Origin of the sequence: Microbacterium sp. NPDC057741, from assembly GCF_042798735.1 — a bacterium.
Classification (GTDB): Bacteria; Actinomycetota; Actinomycetes; order Actinomycetales; family Microbacteriaceae; genus Microbacterium.
The window spans coordinates 173,841-191,466 of record NZ_JBHVJW010000006.1 but is presented as its reverse complement, the minus strand read 5'-3'; the positions used below and the strand labels follow the sequence as shown (position 1 = coordinate 191,466).

Annotated in this window: 14 protein-coding genes; 11 read left to right on the top strand and 3 right to left on the bottom strand. The window is 64.5% G+C overall.

Annotation, left to right across the window (positions count from 1 at the left end; all coding sequences use genetic code 11):
* The first annotated feature begins 184 nt into the window (after positions 1-184).
* The 4 genes from ACFVDO_RS17525 (at position 185) to ACFVDO_RS17510 (ending at position 4,648) form a co-directional block, all read left to right on the top strand.
* The gene (locus tag ACFVDO_RS17525) at positions 185-1,492 is read left to right on the top strand and encodes an ABC transporter substrate-binding protein (protein WP_378858764.1); all 1,308 of its coding nucleotides are present in this window, start codon (positions 185-187) and stop codon (positions 1,490-1,492) included.
* Between the two features lie 87 nt (positions 1,493-1,579).
* The gene (locus ACFVDO_RS17520; protein WP_378858765.1) at positions 1,580-2,485 is read left to right on the top strand and encodes a carbohydrate ABC transporter permease; all 906 of its coding nucleotides are present in this window, start codon (positions 1,580-1,582) and stop codon (positions 2,483-2,485) included.
* Entirely contained in the window at positions 2,482-3,399 is a 918-nt protein-coding gene (locus tag ACFVDO_RS17515; protein WP_378858766.1) for a carbohydrate ABC transporter permease, read from the top strand. The genes ACFVDO_RS17520 and ACFVDO_RS17515 overlap by 4 nt, the downstream gene beginning before the upstream one ends.
* Positions 3,380-4,648: a Gfo/Idh/MocA family protein gene (locus tag ACFVDO_RS17510; RefSeq protein WP_378858767.1), complete on the top strand. Its 1,269-nt coding sequence runs from the start codon at positions 3,380-3,382 to the stop codon at positions 4,646-4,648. Before ACFVDO_RS17515 ends, ACFVDO_RS17510 begins: the two co-directional genes overlap by 20 nt.
* Before the next feature lie 719 nt (positions 4,649-5,367).
* On the opposite strand, the gene ACFVDO_RS17505 is transcribed toward ACFVDO_RS17510, so the two are convergent.
* Entirely contained in the window at positions 5,368-6,045 is a 678-nt protein-coding gene (locus tag ACFVDO_RS17505; RefSeq protein WP_378858768.1) for an RraA family protein, read from the bottom strand.
* A gap of 170 nt (positions 6,046-6,215) precedes the next feature.
* On the opposite strand from ACFVDO_RS17505, the gene ACFVDO_RS17500 reads away from it, so the two are divergent.
* Genes ACFVDO_RS17500 through ACFVDO_RS17490 form a run of 3 tightly spaced genes read left to right on the top strand, consistent with a single transcriptional unit; the run spans position 6,216 to position 9,162 of the window.
* On the top strand, positions 6,216-7,424 hold the full coding sequence (locus ACFVDO_RS17500) for a mandelate racemase/muconate lactonizing enzyme family protein (protein WP_378858769.1): 1,209 nt from the start codon (positions 6,216-6,218) through the stop codon (positions 7,422-7,424).
* 43 nt (positions 7,425-7,467) lie between these two features.
* Positions 7,468-8,358: an SMP-30/gluconolactonase/LRE family protein gene (locus ACFVDO_RS17495; protein WP_378858770.1), complete on the top strand. Its 891-nt coding sequence runs from the start codon at positions 7,468-7,470 to the stop codon at positions 8,356-8,358.
* A 36-nt stretch (positions 8,359-8,394) separates the two neighbouring features.
* Complete coding sequence (locus ACFVDO_RS17490; RefSeq protein ID WP_378858798.1) at positions 8,395-9,162, top strand: FadR/GntR family transcriptional regulator; 768 nt, start codon at positions 8,395-8,397, stop codon at positions 9,160-9,162.
* Between the two features lie 42 nt (positions 9,163-9,204).
* Here ACFVDO_RS17490 and ACFVDO_RS17485 read toward each other — a convergent pair whose 3' ends face one another.
* Positions 9,205-10,515 carry a 2,3-butanediol dehydrogenase gene (locus ACFVDO_RS17485; protein WP_378858771.1) on the bottom strand — a complete coding sequence of 437 codons (1,311 nt, stop codon included), beginning with the start codon at positions 10,513-10,515 and terminating at the stop codon, positions 9,205-9,207.
* Between ACFVDO_RS17485 and ACFVDO_RS17480 the strand changes: the two genes are divergently transcribed.
* The 4 genes from ACFVDO_RS17480 (at position 10,484) to ACFVDO_RS17465 (ending at position 16,447) form a co-directional block, all read left to right on the top strand.
* Positions 10,484-11,797, top strand: a complete 1,314-nt coding sequence (locus ACFVDO_RS17480) for an ABC transporter substrate-binding protein (RefSeq protein ID WP_378858772.1) — start codon at positions 10,484-10,486, stop codon at positions 11,795-11,797. The two genes, ACFVDO_RS17485 and ACFVDO_RS17480, sit on opposite strands and share 32 nt — an antisense overlap.
* A gap of 164 nt (positions 11,798-11,961) precedes the next feature.
* Positions 11,962-12,774 carry a carbohydrate ABC transporter permease gene (locus ACFVDO_RS17475; RefSeq protein ID WP_378858773.1) on the top strand — a complete coding sequence of 271 codons (813 nt, stop codon included), beginning with the start codon at positions 11,962-11,964 and terminating at the stop codon, positions 12,772-12,774.
* Positions 12,771-13,679 (top strand): carbohydrate ABC transporter permease, encoded by a 909-nt coding sequence (locus tag ACFVDO_RS17470; protein ID WP_378858774.1) that lies wholly within the window; start codon positions 12,771-12,773, stop codon positions 13,677-13,679. The genes ACFVDO_RS17475 and ACFVDO_RS17470 overlap by 4 nt, the downstream gene beginning before the upstream one ends.
* A 98-nt stretch (positions 13,680-13,777) precedes the next feature.
* Positions 13,778-16,447 (top strand): hypothetical protein, encoded by a 2,670-nt coding sequence (locus ACFVDO_RS17465; protein WP_378858775.1) that lies wholly within the window; start codon positions 13,778-13,780, stop codon positions 16,445-16,447.
* A gap of 359 nt (positions 16,448-16,806) precedes the next feature.
* On the opposite strand, the gene ACFVDO_RS17460 is transcribed toward ACFVDO_RS17465, so the two are convergent.
* Positions 16,807-17,601 (bottom strand): FadR/GntR family transcriptional regulator, encoded by a 795-nt coding sequence (locus ACFVDO_RS17460; RefSeq protein WP_378858776.1) that lies wholly within the window; start codon positions 17,599-17,601, stop codon positions 16,807-16,809.
* Positions 17,602-17,626 lie beyond the last annotated feature (25 nt).

Sequence of the window (17,626 nt, the reverse complement as noted above, 5' to 3'; positions counted from 1 at the left end):
ATTTCCGAATCGCCCGAACGCTTACGATCCCCCAGAGAATAGCGGAGATTTCGGGTTGACAGTACCCCTTGCTCCTGCCAAACTACCCGAACCGAGACATTACGAAACTTGTTTTGGTAACCCTCGTGCAGTGTGGCGCACCCGTCGTCGCGCGGCACTCCTTCCACCAAGAAAAGAGACACCCGTGCGTACACAAAGGCGTAAGACGCGGTACCTGGTCGTGGGCGGCATCGCGGCCGCGGCCGTTGCCCTCACCGGCTGCACGGCCGGTGCGCCAGCGGCAGATGATTCCGGCAAGGACGGCGACGTCACCCTGACCTTCCTGGTCTCGGAGTCCCCGAACCTCACTCCCGAGTACTGGGACGCCGCCATCGCCCGAGCATCCAAGAAGGTCCCCGGCGTCAAGATCAAGAAGGTCGTCGGCGAGAACACCCCCGCCTACGCGCAGCAGCTGTTCGCCTCGGGGCAGGCCCCCGACATCTTCGCCGCCGGCATCGCGAACGGACTCGCGCAGCAGGGCAAGCTCGCCGAGTACACGAAGGACGAACTGGAGGCGGCGGGCATCACCGACTTCACCTCCGGCACCATCGGCGGCAAGTTCTACGGCATCCCGACCGGCGCCCAGGCGATCCCGCTCGTCTACTACAACAAGGACCTCTTCGAGAAGGCGGGCATCTCGGCCCCGCCGAAGACCTACGACGAGCTGCTCGAAGATGCCGCGAAGCTGAAGTCCGCGGGCATCACGCCCTTCGAGATCGGCGGCGGCGGCAAGGACACCTGGGCGACGACCTTCGCCCTCAACGGCGCCGTCTCGGCAGACGTGCTCATCTCCGATCCGGAGTGGTTCCTGAAGCGCGAGAAGGACGAGGTGAAGTTCGCCGACTCCGAGTTCGTCGCATCGGCGGGCAAGGTGCAGAAGCTCGTCAAGGACGGCTTCACCGACCCCGACGGCATGACCCGCACCTACGCCGACCTGGAGCAGGCGTTCCTCGACGGCAAGGCGGCCATGTACCCGATGGGCTCGTGGTTCACCGCAGCGGCCGACGGCAAGAAGCTGACCAACATCGGCGTCTTCGGCTGGCCGAGCGATGACGGCAAGCCGGCGTTCCCGGTCGTGACCGGCGCAGGCATGAACGTCAACGCGAGCTCGAAGAACGTCGAGCTCGCGAAGAAGTGGTCGCTGGCCTTCTCGACCGACAAGGAGAACCTGGACTCGACGGTGATCACCGACGGGGCGATCGTGACGGTGAAGGGTTACGAGTACCCCGTCACCGTCGGCGCGCTGTACAAGGAGATGGTGGCGGCCTACGACACGGCGGCCGAAGCCGGTGCCACGGTTCCCGCCTGGGGCAACATCACCGGTGACGGCGCCCTGCCGCCGGGCTTCAACGACAAGCTGATCCCGGCCAACGTCGACCTGCTCACCGGCAAGACCTCGCCGCAGGACTTCGCGAAGTACCTCGACGAGCAGTACGCAGCCGCGCAGAAGTAAGCAGCGGCCCCACGGGGGACGGGCACCGGCCCCGAACCGGAGCCCGTCCCCTTTTCCGCAACAGATGCCCGAAGCGAAGACGCCCTCATGACAACCCAGACCACTCAGGCCGCGCGCAGGAAGACCCCGCGCAATCCCGCTCATTTCCTCCTGTTCGCGCTTCCCGGCGCCGCGCTGTACGCCGTGTTCGTGCTCTGGCCGCTGCTGCTCGCGTTCTGGTCGAGCTTGACGAACGAGGATGCATACCGGGCCACCACGTCGTTCGTGTGGTTCGAGAACTACCTCAAGCTGTTCTCCGACCCGGCCTATCTGCAGACCCTAGGAAACACGGTGATCCTCACGATCATCGCCATCGTCGTTCCGAACGCGCTCGGCCTCAGCATCGCCATCCTGCTCGATCGCAGCGGGTGGGTGTTCAACGCGATGCGCGCCGTCTTCTTCGTGCCCGTCATCCTCTCGTCGGTCGTCGTCGCGGTCGTCTGGCAGCTGCTGCTGAAGGACGACGGACTGATCAACTCGGTGCTGCGGAACTTCACAGACCACCCGCCGGGATGGCTGTCCGATCCGAACATCGCGCTGTACAGCGTCGGTGCCATCGTCGCCTGGCAGTCCGTCGGCGTGTGCGTGGTGCTGTACCTGGCCGGACTGCAGAGCATCCCCAAGGAGCTGCTCGAGGCGGCAGCCATCGACGGCGCCGGTCCGGTGCGGCGGTTCTGGGCCGTGACCTGGCCGCTGCTGGCCCCGTCCGTCACCATCATGACCGTGCTGCAGATGATCGCCGGCTTCAAGATCTACGACCAGGTGAAGGTCATGACCAACGGCGGACCCGGTGTCGGCACGACCTCCACACTCGCCTTCGACGTCGTCGAGACCGGTCTCAGCGCCGGGGCGGTGGGCTACAGCGCAGCGAAGGCCGCGGTGATGTTCCTCATCATCGCGCTGATCTCGCTGCTCTCGATGAAGATCATGCGCAAGCGGGAGGTGGACCTGTGATCACTGCAGAACCCATGGGCGCGACAGAAGCCCTCATCACCGGAAACGACGGCGGCAAGAAGCGCCGTCGCCGTCAGCGCGGCCTGGAGGCGAGCGGCGCGGGCCCGATCCGCACGATCATCGCGCTCGTCGTGACCGCGATCTTCATCTACCCGATCTACCTCGTGCTGCTGAACGCCTTCAAGACGCAGGAGGACATCTACAAGTACCCCGGGATGCCGGTGCTGCCGCTGACGTGGCAGAACTTCATCGATGTGTTCACGCGCCCGGATGCGCTGTTCTGGACCGGCCTGATCAACAGCATCCAGATCACGGTCATCGGCACCCTGGTCTCCACGGTCATCGCCGCGATGATGGCGCACTACATGGTGCGCTCGAAGAGCTGGTTCGCGAAGGCTCTGTGGATCGCCATCCCGCTCGGCCTGATGATCCCGCAGGCAACAACACTGCTGCCCCTGCTGCGCATGCTGAACGACTTCGGCATGATCGGCTCGGTCTTCGGCCTGATCGTCGTTTACGTGGCCGGCAACCTGCCGTTCGGTGTGCTCGTGTTCACCGGATTCATGCGCACGATCCCGAAGGAGATCGAGGAGGCCGCCGCGATCGACGGAGCCGGCCCGATCCGCACGTTCTGGGCGATCGTGTTCCCCCTGCTCCGACCGGCGGGCGCGAGCGTCATCATCTTCCTGGCCGTGGGGCTGTGGAACGACTTCATCACTCCCCTGATCATCCTGGGGCCGGGCAGCGGCAGCACGGTGACGGTGGGGATGTACCGACAGATCAGCGAGCACGTGTCGAACTACGGGGCGGTGTTCGCCTACATGGTGCTCGCCACGATCCCGATCGTGATCCTGTTCATCTTCCTGCAGAAGTACTTCGTGAAGGGACTGCTCAGTGGTGCAGCCAAGGGTTGAGACCGACGTCCGCGAGATCCGGCTGGCGGTCGTGGGTGCCGGCATGCGCGGCCACGCGTATGCTGCCGAGGCCGCGAAGCTGCCCGGTGTCGAGGTCGTCGCGGTAGCCGAGAAGAATCCGGTCACGGTGGCTCGCTTCCGGCGCCTGTTCCCGGATGCCGTGGTCTTCGACGACTGGCAGGACCTCGTCGCGCAGCCCCGCCTCGCGGATGCCGTGATCGTGTCACTCCCCGACGATCTGCACCGCGATGCGAGCGTGGCCTTCGCCGAGGCGGGCTACCACATTCTGCTGGAGAAGCCGATCGCGACCAGCCCCGAGGACTGCGACGACATCGAGAACGCGGCAAAGGCGAACGGCGTGAGCGTCACCGTGTGCCACGTGCTGCGGTACACGACGTACACGCAGAAGCTGCGGCAGCTGCTCGGCGACGGTGCGATCGGCGACATCATGCAGATCGAGCACCTCGAGCCGATCGGGCATCACCACTTCGCGCACTCGTTCGTGCGCGGCAACTGGGCGCGCTCCGCGACAGCGCACAGCCTGCTGCTGGCCAAGTCGTGCCACGACATCGACTGGCTGCTGCACATCATGGGCAGGCCCGTCGAGCGCGTGAGCTCCTTCGGCTCGCTCGGCTACTTCCGCAAGGAGTCTCAGCCCGAGGGCGCGTCCGACCGCTGCGTGACCTGCCCGGTCGCCGACGCGTGCGCGTTCAACGCCGTGCGGTTCTACCGCAGCGGCCTGAACAACCCCGGTTCCGCCGAGGAGTACAACGCGCTGGTGATGGCCGGCGAGGTCACCCCGGAGGCGATCGACCGGGCGCTCGAGACGGGTCCCTGGGGCCGATGCGTGTACACCTGCGACAACGACGTGGTGGACCACCAGACCGTGCAGCTCGAGTTCACCGACGGACGACTCGCGAGCTTCACGCTCACCGCCTTCGTCGAGGGCTCCAACCGCAAGACCCGGCTGTTCGGCACCGCAGGCCAGATCACCGGTGACGGCCGGATGATCAGCGTCTACGACTTCCGCACGCTGAAGACCACCGTCTACGACACGGACGAGCTCGGCTTCGACGCCGCCACGGGGCACGGTGGCGGCGACAAGGGGCTGATCACGGCGTTCATCGCAGCACTGCGGGAAGCCTCTCCCGAGCAGATGTCCAGCAGCATCTCGGCGAGCATGGCGAGTCACCGAGTCGTGTTCGCGGCCGAGGAGGCCCGACGCGACGGGATAGTCGTCTCGCTGTAAGCGCGACACCCCGTCGTTCGTGAGCACTCCATGAGCAGGCAAGACACGCGGGCAGCTCCTTCAGGCAGATGACGACTGTCGCCTGGACCGGCAAAAGTGAGCGCTGAACGGGACCGTCCAGAACGATGTCACGAGCGGCGGCATACCATCCGGCAACGGCACGGGGGCGTGGAAGGTTCCGCTCGACTCCTAGGACTACCGGAGGATGTTCATCGGACTGATCTCGTCGTCGTTCAACACCCGCCCCTGAAGCAGCCACAGCCCATCGGAACGAGCTCTCACTAGAAGAACCAGTACCGGGTGACGTACACCGTTGGTAACGGGTCTCGATACCACCCGCAGGGACTTCCGTCGGACCGTCATGTCCTTCGGACAGGCTCAGGGACAACTTCGGTAGTCACACGCCGAAGACCTCGCCAGCGGACCCGATCCTGAAGTACATATATCTACCCGCGGATGACGACGAGCACATCCTCGGAGTGGGCGCGAACGGCAACGCTTCCAGGACGTCTACCCGATCCAGAAAGGCGCTCAGACGACGTTCGCCGAAGACCGTCGAGACTTCGGTTGGCGCGCCGCGACGATCGACTATTCGTCTGACGCCGACGTCAAGGTCTTGATCGGCGGACGGAAATCGGCACGTCAGGTCGCTGGTCGAGTTCGAGCGGGTCTTAGCACGAAACGGCCTCGACGCGGCACCAGAAGCTGGTGCTGTCGGGTCAGAGGATTCCGTACTTCCTGAACACGTCGGATGCGGAGACACCTGCCTCGATCTCCGCGCGGACGGTGTTCTCCTTGCCTGCCTTCTCCAGCGCTCGCTCCAGTACTTCATGCTCGATCTCGCGCGGGATGATCACCACGCCATCGATGTCACCGATCACGAGATCGCCCGGGTTGATCGTCACCGAACCGATCGTTGCCGACACTCGGTAGTCGACCACGGCCGCACGCGGACGGGTGTCCAGGGCGTAACTGCCGCGCGAGAACACCGGGAAGTCCTGTTCGAGGACGGCGTGGGTGTCGCGGTGGAATCCGTCGATGACCGCACCGGTCGCTCCGCGCTGACGCGCGGTCGCCGTCATAATCTCGCCCCACGCCGCGGCCAGCGATCGGCCCGTGACACTGACGTACACCTCGTCAGAATCCAGCTGGTCCAACGCCTCCATCATGCGGCCGAACGGAACCGTCCTCGATCCGTGGATGTCGCGGGTCAGCACAGGCATAGCCCTGCCCACGAGCTTCATTTGCCGCTCCATCGGCCGGATCTCCGGCGGAAGGAATTGGTTGAGTCGGCCCATCTCATCGAGGATGTCGCAGACCACGGGCGTGTAGATGCGCTCGCGCACGGCGGTGAGCATGGAGGCCTCATTGGTGAGGCTCGCGGTGGAGTCGGTCATGTGCTTCTCTTCTGGGAAGTTGGAGGTCACTGAGCGGTCGCCGCAGTGTGATGGCAGATCTCTCGAGCGCACTCCACGACGTATCCGAGTACATCATTGCATATGACGTCATACGTGTATAGTCGTGACTGTTCCGCACGATAGTGCTGGCAGCCTAAGGAGGCCACCGTATGAAAATCGCCGTTGTCGAGACCTTGCGGCCGGCTATTCAGTCGAATCTGCTGTTTCTCCGGCTGGTAGCAGACGACGGCACTGTCGGCCTGGGTGAGGCGTTCTTCGATCCGCCCACCGTGCAGACTTACATCCACGAGTCGGCGGCGCCCATCCTCCTCGCCATGGACGACGTCACGCCCGAGGGTGCGCAGCTCGCCTTGCGTCCCTATCTCGGCTACCAGGGCGCCGGTGCCGAGACACGCGGCAATGGGGCCATCGAGTTGGCATTGTGGGACATCCTTGGGAAGCAGTCCGGCAAGAGCTTGGCGCAGCTCTTCGGCGGCCCGGTGCGCAAGACCCTCCGTACCTACAACACGTGCGCGGGTGCCGATTACGTGCGCACGAGTATCGCGCAGAACTCATCGGCCAGCTGGGGGCTACGCGGTGCCGCGGCCGGCGAATTGGATGACCTGGACGCCTTCCTCAATCGACCTGCGGCGCTCGCCGAATCACTCTTGGCGGATGGCATCACCGCGATGAAGATCTGGCCGTTCGATCAGGCGGCAGAACGCACACAGGGCACGCAGATCAGCTCGCGAGATCTTGATGCGGGACTGCAGATATTCCAAGACATCCGCGACGCCGTAGGCAACCGCATCGACGTAATGCTCGAGCTCCACAGCAACTGGCTCAGGCGTCCCGCAGCGACGATCATGCGCGAAGTCGCTCATTTCGACCCGCTCTGGGTCGAGGATCCGATCCGACCCGACGCGGTCGACGCTCTCATCCAACTCCGTCGGGACGTGCCGGACGTGCCGATCGCGACTGGGGAGACGGCAGGGGGACGCAACGGTTTCCTGCCACTGCTGCGCGCGGGCGTCATTGACTATGCGACCGTCGACGTGCAGTGGTGCGGCGGTGTCGGTGAAGCGCGAAAGATCGCCTCGCTGGCCGACGCGTATGGCGTTCCGGTTGCCCCGCATGACTGCACGGGGCCCGCCACGCTTGCCGCCTCCGCCCATATCGCGGCCAGCCAGCCGAACGGCCTGATGCAGGAGACTGTCCGCGCATTCCTGCGTACCTGGTACGCCGAGCTCGTGGTAGGGCTGCCGGTGGTCACCGGGGACCGGCTCCAGGTCTCGGATGCACCCGGTCACGGTGTTCACATCCGTCCCGAGCTGCTCGAATCCGACGCATTCGCGACACGGCGCACGGCCGCCCACTAGCCGATACGACGGCTGGTAATAACCATCGAACAAGGGAATTGACATGTCGCAAGTGAAGGTGCTCCGCCAAGCGGAGAACCTCGTCGGAGAGGGACCGGTCTGGGATTCGGTGGGGCAGGCGCTCTATTGGGTCGACATTCTTTCCAAACAGTATTTCCGTGACGATCTGAAGGGAGGATTCGAGACGACGACTGTCGATCGACACATCGGCGCCGTGCTGCCGACACAGAGGTCCGGCGAGCTTCTGTTGATGGTGCGCGACGGTTTCCAACTGCGCTCGCCGGAGGGAGAGATCGTCGACCTGTGCCTTCCGCTCGCTGACGTTCCCACGATTCGCTTCAATGACGGGAAGGTTGACCCGCGTGGTCGTGCGTACGGTGGGACGATGCCGTACGACTGGCAGTCCGGTGCGGAGCACGGCGAGCTGTATCGACTCCATGTACGTGCCGACTCCGCGCAACTGACGACGGTCGAATCTCCCGTCAAGCTAGCCAACGGATTGGGATGGTCGCCCGATGGCGCGACGTTGTACTTCATCGACTCTGGGGACTTCGTCGTCTATGCCTACGACTACGACGTGGACTCCGGTAAAGCTTCCGGTCGGCGGGTGCTCGCATCGGTTGAGCCGGTCGACGGTCTCCCTGACGGGCTCACTGTCGACGCGGAGGGGGCCGTCTGGGTAGCCATGCACGGCGCCGGTCGGGTGCGACGCTATCTTCCTGGAGGGGAGTTGGACCGGGAGATCGTCCTGCCGGCGACGCAGCTCACGAGCGTCTGCTTCGCGGGGCCCGACCTGGACCTGCTGATCGTGACTAGTGCCCGGCTCGGGCTGACGGATGAGGCGCTCGCCACCCAGCCTCTGGCGGGTTCGGTGTTCTCTGTCGACGCCGGGGTGCGCGGGCTGCCTTCGACGCCTTGGCGGGTCGATGCGTAGACTCGTCGTGCGCAGGCCGGTGCTGATGTGGCGGGCATGTCCATCCTGAGCAACCGGCGCTCGACGTCGGCTTCAAGTGAACGGAGACTCATGAGTTCCACCGAAGCGATCACCGCGCGGGGGAAGTCGCTGTGGACCACTGTGGTCCGGGAGATGGTGCGCCGCATCGTCTCAGGGCAGCTTGCTGCAGGGGACACGTTGCCGACCGAGCCGCAGATCGGAGCCGAGTTCGTGGTCAGCCGCACGGTCGTGCGCGAGTCGATTCGAGTACTTGTTGAGAAGGGGCTGATCCGTATCGACCGCGGACGCGGCACTGTCGTGAACGACCAGTCGGAGTGGCGTCAACTGGACTCCTGGGTCATGGCTGCGCGGCTGGAGAACGAGGGCGCGGCCACGGTCCTCGCAGACCTCATGGCGATGCGGCTGGGCCTGGAACCCGAATTCGCCAGCCTGGCAGCAGAGAAGCAGGATGCCACTGCGCTGCAGCGCATCCAGGATGCGTTCGGTGAGATGGAGTCCGTGCGGGGCGAACCCGAGGCCTACGCGATGGCCGACAGCGCATTCCATGAGGCGATAGTCGAGGCCTCGGGCAACTCGCTTGCGCCCGAATTGTTCCGTCAGCTCAGTGAACCGCTTCTCATCGCGAGGCGGCTCACCAATCACATCACCGGCGCACTTGATCACGCGCACCAGGATCATCAGCGGATACTCGATGCGATCCTGGCCGCGGATGGTCCGGCTGCACATGACGCGATGCGCAAGCACATCCTGTTCGCGCGGGAGCACCTGGACGAAGTGATGTAGCGGGTGGGCGGCCGCATCGGAACGCGTCGGCCGCCCACCTGATCACTCGGAGAAATCGGGCGCGTTCGGCACGATCATGATCTTGACGTGCGTCCCACCGCGCTCGAGCAGCTCAGTGAACGCCCCGCTCATCGCTCGGGAGAGTGGCACGCGCGCTGTGATGAGCGGGTCGACCTGGACTCGGCCGGAGCAGATGATGTCGATCGCCTCGGCGTAGTCCGTCTCCCGTTGATGAGACAGGCTTCCCGTCACAGAGATCTCGCGGAGAATCAGGTCGAGCGGGCGGAGCGTGATCGTGTCCGGTGCGATGCCGACGAAGACGACTCGTCCGCCGCTGCGGGCGTGCGAGATGCTCTGCTCAAGCGCGGCGTGCGCGCCGGAGCACTCGACTACGACGTCTCCAAGCAGGTCGTCGGCGATCGCGGTCGAAGGCGCGATGGCGAGATCAGCGCCCAACGCGTGGGCCATCTCGCGACGTGCGCTGTCGGGCTCGACCACGGTGACTCGGGATGCACCCATCGCGCGCGCAACCTGGACGGCGAGCAGCCCGACTGCCCCGGCTCCCTGAATCACAACGGACTGCCCTTCGCACAGTGACCCTCGCCTCAGGGCACGCACTGCGACCGAGAGCGGCTCGGCGAGCGCCGCCGCCTCGTACGAGAGTCCTGCGGGGATCGCGACGCACATCGATGCCGGCACGTTAACGAATTCGGTGAGCCCACCGTCAAACATCAGCCCTGCGGCGGAGAGCGATTGACATCTGTTGCGCGCGCCGCTGCGGCAAGCGAGGCATCCCTCGCATCCGAGCAGTGCCTCGACGCCGACGCGATCGCCGGCTGCGAGTTCGGTCACACCCGGACCCACCGCAACGACGTCCCCCGCGAACTCGTGGCCGAGCGTAATCGGAGCCAGGCTCCCGGTCAGCGGATCGGGCCGATTCACCGGCATGAAGATGGGGCCGTCTCGCCACTCCTCGATGTCTGTCCCGCAGATCCCGCAGCACCGCACTCGGACCGTCACCCATCCGCGAGTCGGCGAGGCGGGCGGGGCCACCTCGTCCAATCGGACATCGCCGCGGCCATGCCACCTCAGTGCCAGCATCTGGTTCTTCTCCTTCACCTCGTCGTGAACCGCCCCATCATCGTGGAGACTAGCACGTTGACATACGACGTCGTACCTGTATGCTTCAGGCAGGTCAGCGTTCGCTTCGGCCCACTCCAGCACCGGCTCGCTGTCGTCACGGTCGACGCCAAGAATGTGAGCACCTGCGTGGATACGACCCGCGTATCCGCGCAGAACACAAGTGAAAGGAATGCCCCACATGGAGGCGAAGATCACATCACTGAATGTCACTCGGCGCGCCTTGCTCGGCGGGCTCGCAGCCACCGCACTCCTGCCGTTGATGGCCGGATGCGGGGACAGCGGCTCTCCGCAGCCCGCGTCCGGAGGCAAGGTCGAACTCCCGATCTGGAGCAACGACGACGGCTTCTTCAACTTCTTCTCCGGACGTGCCGCCGCTCTGACGAAGAAGGGCCCGTTCGAGTACGACCTCAAACAGGTGAAAACGAACGCTGGGGACGTGATCACAAAGGCGCTCGCCGCATACCAGGCCGACGGGGACATCCCTGGGCTGCTCGGCATGGAGATCTCCACGGTCTCCCGATTCATGAAGAACAACATCGGCGAGCAGGTTCTCGTCGATCTCACCGGAAAGCTCGGCGCGCCGGAATCTGACTTCTTCGCATCCCGAGTGGATCCGTACAGGATCAACGGCAAGATCATGGGCATGGAGGCGGCATACACGCTGTGCACCCTTTACAACCGCGTTGACCTCTGGGAGAAGTACAAGCTCCCCGCCACGCTCGCCACCTGGGACGACTACCTGAAGGTGGGCAATGAGCTGTACGCCAAGCACGGCGTCCACCTGGGCGTGCAGGCAGTGACGGACTCCGGTTACTTCATGTCGATGCTCATGCAGCGCGATGTCCAGATGTTCGATTCTGACGGCAAGGTCGTGATCGATGTCCGCGAGGCGACGAAGATCCTGCAGTGGATCGTCGATGCCGTGGCCGGCGGTGCAATCGGGGTCGTGGCCGATTTCTGGTCCGGGCCCGCCGCAGGCATGGTCAAAGCAGACAAGGCGATCTCGATACTGGGCGCCGACTGGATGAACGCGTACTTCTTCCAGGCGAACATGCCGGAGCAGGCGGGCAAGTGGGCCATCAGTGTCCCTCCGGTCTTCGCAGAAGGCGGCTTCAAGACCTCGGTGTCGGGGGGAACGGGTTTCGCCGTTTCGAAGAATCACCCCGCGGCCGAGGCTGCGGTGAAGCTGCTGCAGGACGGCTTCGGGACGGTCGACGGGCAGGTTCAGAAGTTCCTGGACCAGGGTTATCTTCCCACTCTGAAGGCGGCGTGGGAGGACTCCCGGGTCACCGCCAAGGAAGACGAATTCCTTGGCGGCCAGAAGGTGATGGACGTTTACAAACCGCTAGCCGAGAGCGCGCCCACGCAGCCGCAGGCCGAGCGGTACGCTGCGCTTGTAGCGGCAGCCAACACGGAAGTGCCGAATGCCTTCCAAGGCAAGAAGACCGCCGAACAGGCGATCAAGGACATCATCGCCGCGGCGAACCGGTAGAACGCATGCTTCACTCCGATGCGCATCCCACGACGACCGCCGCGATTCTCGCGCCGCCTGGAGTGAGATCTCGTCTCGTGGCGCCCAGGGGTGATGCCTGGGCACGACGGCGCGCTGCGCTCACACCGTACCTGTTCATCAGCCCGTTCTTCATCCCGTTCCTCGTGTTCATCGTCGGGCCTGTGATTTTCGCGATGTGGCTGAGTCTCCACGAATGGCCAGCCCTGGGGGACATGACCTTCGTCGGTTTGCGGAACTATGTCTGGCTGTTCACGGATCCGCTCTTCGGCGCCGCAGCAGTGAACACGCTCTTCTACGTGGCCCTGGCGCTCGTCGCCATCATGCCGCTGTCGCTGCTGATCGCCTCAGTGCTGAACTCCCGCGGTGTGCGATTCAAGAACTTCTTCCGGACGGTCTACTTCGTCCCGATCATCCTGTCCGGCGTCGTCGTGTCCTTGGTGTTCAACATCATCTTCGCCCGGCAGAGCGGCCTGCTCAATGCGGTATTGGGCGGACTCGTCGGACTGCCGCCCCTCGGGTGGCTCGAGACGAGTGAGTTGGCACGATGGGCGATCCTGATCGTCATGCTCTGGCGGTACACGGGCTACGTCATGATCTTCTTCCTCGCAGGGCTGCAAAATGTCCCGCAAGAGCAGTATGAAGCCGTCGCGCTGGACGGCGGTGGTGTCTGGCGCTCGTTCACGACCGTGACTCTGCCGGCGCTCAAGCCGGTCTCCGCCTTCGTCGTCGTCATCGTCATCGCAGGCACGTCTCAGATCTTCGAGGAGCCGTTCATCCTCACGGCAGGTGGGCCCGACAACTCGACCATCAGCGTCGCCGTTTACATATATCGCATTGCGTTCCAGCAGGGCCTGTACGGGGAGGCCAGTGCTGCCGGCATTGTCCTCTTCGTCGCTGTGTTCTTCTTGTCCCGCTTGATGACGACCCTGTTCGGAATCGGAGGAAAGGACGAATGATCGCCTCGACCGACTCGCTCAATGCGACGCGACGGGTTCCTGCCCCGCTGCCGGCGAATCGTCCCGCCCTGCATCGCCGGACGTTCAGGAACGGGCGATGGGTCGTGCTCTCGTACGCTTTCCTGTTGATCTGGCTGCTCATCTCCGTGGGACCGGTGCTGTGGGGAGTATTCGCGTCGTTCAAGACGCAAGGCGAGTTGTTTGCGCCGGGCTTCTCACTGTTCCCTCGCACGTGGACGTTTGCGAACTACGACGCACTCTTCTCCGGTGTGCCTTTCTGGCGATGGTTCCTCATCTCCATGCTCTTTGCTGTCGCTGTCGGGGCGCTCTCCACCTTTCTCTCGGCAATGGTCGGTTACGGGTTCGCGAAGTTTCGGTTCGCGGGGAGCAGCGTACTCTTCAGCATTGTTCTGTCGGCGCTGGTGATCCCGTTCTCGCTGATCATGGTGCCGATGTTCTTCGAGGTCTCGAAGATGGGCCTGGCCAACAACGTCCTCGCATATGCGATCCCGTTCATCTGCCCAGCCTTCGGCGTCTTCATGATGCGCCAATTCACCGTTTCGGTCCCCTCGGAGATGATCGAAGCCGCGCGAATCGACGGGGCGTCGGAGTGGCGGATCTTCATCGGTGTGATTCTCCCGGTGGTTCGGCCCGCTTTGGCGGCTCTGTTCGTGTGGCAGTTCCTCGCCGTGTACAACGACTTCGTGTGGCCGAACATCATCGTCACGAACCAGGAACTGTTCACATTGCCTTTGGGCCTCAACTCCCTGCGCAATGCGTACACGACCGAATATGGTCTCGTGCTGGCCGGCGCCGCGCTCGCCGCTGTGCCGACCATCATCATCTTCATCAGCCTGCGCAAGCAGCTCATCGAAGGACTGACGACGGGTTCGGTGAAGGGATGACGCGAGTCGAACAGCACTCACCCGCTGGGCTGAGAGATGACGTCATCGCCAAACACTTTGGCGATGAACCCGAGCAACGACGCAACAGGAGGAACTCCATGACCGGCGCAGGTCTTCGACTCGATATCCAGGTCCGTAGTGACGCGGTGCGAGCCAGATGCGAGCAGATGTTGGCCCAGCTTCGCCAGGCCTTTCCCGGTCTCAACGACGAGCAGGTGGTGCTGTCGGTATCGATCCAGGCTGACCCGAGTGCGCCCGGGGCTCAGGGGCTGCTGCGTGGCAGCGACATTGATCACGTGCCTGCAGGCGGTTACGCCATCTCCGTCACGACAGAGCCAACGCGCGGAGTGGCTTGGGTCGTGGCGGACGGAGATGCGGTCGTCGAGGCCGCCGCTGCGGCGCTCCTGAGTGAGTTCGGCTTCGGGTTCAGCCTCGCAGGCGACGTCGCCCCCGATCCGGCCGCTGAACTCCTTGGGCTCAGCGCGGTCCGCACAGTGGCCCCGCGTTTCATGACCAGGGGCACCCAGTTGTGGTGCTTCTGGTTGCCAGGTCGTGACGTATGGGGCCTCCAGGAGTACAAGAAGTACCTCGACCAGTTCCCCAAGCTCGGGCTCAATCTGCTGGACATCCCCCTCTATCTGTACGAGCCGCTGTACACCGGGTACGACATCGGTGGGGTGAGTGCGGACCAGATTCACCTCGCTGGTCGTGACCTTTCGGCAGTGCGGGTCGGTGCGGAAGTGATGGCCGGCGCCCCTGAGCGATTCGTCTCTCGGGACATCCCACTCCATGCGTCGGGAGCTGAGCGCGCGCAGAACGCTCAAGAGCTCATGCGCAGGGTGATCGAGCATGCTCACTCGCTGGGTGTGAAGACCTGCTTCGGCATTGAGCCTGCGAACGCGCTCGACTTCGGCCAAGAGGCCAGGTCGATCATGCCGGAATCGGATCTCTACGAGCACGGGCGCCTTGTGCAGCCAAGCTCACCGAGTGCCCGTGCGCTGCTCCGCTCTAAGCTGTCCGCCCTGTTCAAGGCGTATCCCGACTGCGACTACTACGGGCTGTGGCAATCCGAGGCCGGAATCTGGCGCGCGAACAGCGGATCACCGCACCCGGACGATGCGGCCTTCCGCGAGGCTCTCCAAGCCAAGGACCCGAGCGCAGAACCATCTGACGCGGACTACCTGCGTTGGCTGCAATTGGCCGACGAGCTGGCAGCCGAGTTGAAGCCCGATGCACGATTCGTAACGAACGGATGGGGGTGCGAGGCTATCTTCCGGTGTGCAGATGAAGTGCTCAGCGACCGGTTCATCCGCAGCAGCATCGCGAAGTACGAGCCTCGGATGACTGTGGACGGGGATCGGCTGGCGAGCTACGCGGCCACCGATGGTGAGACATGGAACGTGACATGGGCCGAGACTGACCAGCACATGCAGGTCGTGCAGCCCAAGTTCGAGGCCACCCGCGCAGTCATCGACCGGCTCGAAGAGTTGGGAGCGTCCGGTTTGCAGACATTGCACTGGACCACGGTGCAGGCGCAGATCAATCTCGACTTCATCACATCGCAGATGTGGAACCCGCGGCCGAGCATCGACGAGTTCCTGCTCGACTGGGCGTCTCGCCGATTCGGTGAGGCGGCTGCGCCGAGCGTCGCCGACGCGTTCCGCGCGTTGGAAGATCTCAACGAACTGACAGTGAAAGCAGATCCGACCATGTGGTCCTGGCCCGGACTCGAGTGCGGCCTGACCCCGGCGTTGGGGGCCCATCGCTTCATACGGTCGGACGCAGGCTTCCCAGAGCGATGGATGGAGCTGAGCAGAGGGCCGTTGGCCGAGCACCAACAGGAGATGCTGCGCCTCGCTGCGTGCGCCGCCGGAACCCTTCGGGACGCGCTTGCCCGCGGCGGTACCTCGCGGTCGCAATACCAGGAGCTGGAGCGGCTCGCGGAGCTGTTCACCTATGTCGAAGTCCACTATGCCGCGCACTTCCAAGTGCTGGATGCTGCGCACGCGTGGCATACAGAGGCCACTTCGAGCACGCCGACCCGGGAGGGGTTCTTGGCGGCTCTAGCCCTCATCGACGGTGAGCTGCCAGTGCAAGCCATCGAGCATCTCGTCGCCAGCCTGGGCCCCGGTGTCGGGGATCCCGACATCGGCCAACTCGGCATGGTGCTCACACTCAACGAGAAGCTTCTCGGCGGCACTGCCCGACTGATGGGCAGCATGCGCCGAGCCATTGACGGTGATCCCGGCATCACGGGTACACACAGCGACGAAACGGTCATTGCGGCTTGGCCGGGTGTGAACATTCCCGAGGTGCAGTTCGACCCCGAGTACGGCACCTGGGATGTCACTCCGCCGCAGCGCGGGGTGCACGTTCCGGCACATGACCGGATCTCTGTTGCACCGGGGTGGGCGCTCAACGTCGGCGAGCAGAACGAATCCATCCGTCAGACCGGGGAACTCGGCAGCTGGCGTCACAGCCAACGGATCGAGTTGGGCGTGAGTGGGCCCATCGGGTCACGAGCGCGAGTGCGCCTCTACTTCTGGGAAGACTCCGGGTGGAACAGCCTCTTCCGGCGTGTTCTCGTCCGCATCAACGGCGAGGTCGTCGCAACGGCCATCGACTTCCTGGGTCACGGCGAGGACCAGTCGGACGGAGTCTGGATCGAACATGAAATCGACCTCGTAGACGGTGCAGCAGACATCAGCTTGGAACGTGTCGGGAACGCCGACGTGCAGGTCAGCGGAATTGTCGTCGACGCACGGTAAGAGCTCAGCGAACCTTGCGGTGATCGCAGCGGAGAAGACTTCGTGCCCAGGGGGAAATGGTTCTCCGCGCACGAAATCGACGAAGAAGAAAGGTCGAAACGTGACCAGTGTGAGTGTTCGGCGGCTGAACGCCACTGCCGATCACGCCGACTGCCGCGACGTCGCTGTTCGTTATCGTCTAGACGTCCACGCTGTTGAGGGGTACGACAGGGCGCTTTGCCCCCGCGGCTTCGGACTCGCTGCACTACTTAGTTCGGAGTTTCCTCGGCTCGGTGGTCGGTTTCGATCGAGTCTGAACGAGCCCGCGGAAAGCGAACCGCCGGGACGCGCAACGATCCGGCCGATGGCAGCGCGGCGTCCTAGAACTCCGGGATGCGGGCACTGACCTCGCGCAGCACCGCGGAGAGGCTCGGGATCGAGGTCGCCCGCTGCCGCAGCACGTCGGCGAGCGGGCGATCCAAGTCGCTGCCGTAGAGCTTCGTCGCAGCGCCGAGGTGCTCGACCATCGCCGCCCGCGCGGCATCGGCATCCTGCGCCTCGATCGCCGTGAGCACGACCTCGTGCAGCGGTGCCCCCGTGCCGCGCACCTCCCGGTCGGTGAGGCTGCGAAGCATGATGCCGTGCGTGAGGTTGCGGATCGACCCGAACATCATCTGCAGCACCGGATTGTGCGAGGCGATGGCGATCGATTCGTGGAAAGCCAGGTCGAGATCGGCCGCGCGATCGGCAGGCACATCCTCGAATCCGCTGAGCAGCTCCTTCATCACCCGGAGGTCGTCGTCGGTGCGGTTCTCCGCGGCGAGCGCCGAGGTCTCCCCCTCGAGCATGATGCGCGCCGCGACGAGGTGTCGGGCGCTCACCGGCGTGCTGCGCACCAGCACGTCGGCATTCCCACCCTCGCCCGCCGGGTTCAGACGGCGGACGAAGCTCCCCCGGCCGGGTGCCACGGTGATCAGGCCCCGTTCACTCAGCACGCGGAGCGCTTCACGGACGACGGGGCGGGACACGGAGACCTCTTCGGCGAGCTTGCGCTCGCTGGGGATCTTCGAGCCCACTTCCCAGCGTCCGTCGACGATCTCCTGCTCGAGCGCATCAACGATCTGACGCACGCCGACGGGGCCGTCCTGAGCAAGGTGCGCCAGGGAGGAACTCATACGAGCACCATACCCGTGCCCCGCA

Excerpts from the sequence above, each read along its gene's own strand:
- ACFVDO_RS17500 (WP_378858769.1), top strand. The coding sequence starts at position 6,216 with ATGAAAATCGCCGTTGTCGAGACCTTGCGGCCGGCTATTCAGTCGAAT.
- ACFVDO_RS17495 (WP_378858770.1), top strand. The coding sequence starts at position 7,468 with ATGTCGCAAGTGAAGGTGCTCCGCCAAGCGGAGAACCTCGTCGGAGAG.
- ACFVDO_RS17480 (WP_378858772.1), top strand. The coding sequence starts at position 10,484 with ATGGAGGCGAAGATCACATCACTGAATGTCACTCGGCGCGCCTTGCTC.
- ACFVDO_RS17460 (WP_378858776.1), bottom strand. The coding sequence starts at position 17,601 with ATGAGTTCCTCCCTGGCGCACCTTGCTCAGGACGGCCCCGTCGGCGTG.
- ACFVDO_RS17520 (WP_378858765.1), top strand. The coding sequence starts at position 1,580 with ATGACAACCCAGACCACTCAGGCCGCGCGCAGGAAGACCCCGCGCAAT.
- ACFVDO_RS17490 (WP_378858798.1), top strand. The coding sequence starts at position 8,395 with ATGTCCATCCTGAGCAACCGGCGCTCGACGTCGGCTTCAAGTGAACGG.
- ACFVDO_RS17470 (WP_378858774.1), top strand. The coding sequence starts at position 12,771 with ATGATCGCCTCGACCGACTCGCTCAATGCGACGCGACGGGTTCCTGCC.
- ACFVDO_RS17465 (WP_378858775.1), top strand. The coding sequence starts at position 13,778 with ATGACCGGCGCAGGTCTTCGACTCGATATCCAGGTCCGTAGTGACGCG.
- ACFVDO_RS17505 (WP_378858768.1), bottom strand. The coding sequence starts at position 6,045 with ATGACCGACTCCACCGCGAGCCTCACCAATGAGGCCTCCATGCTCACC.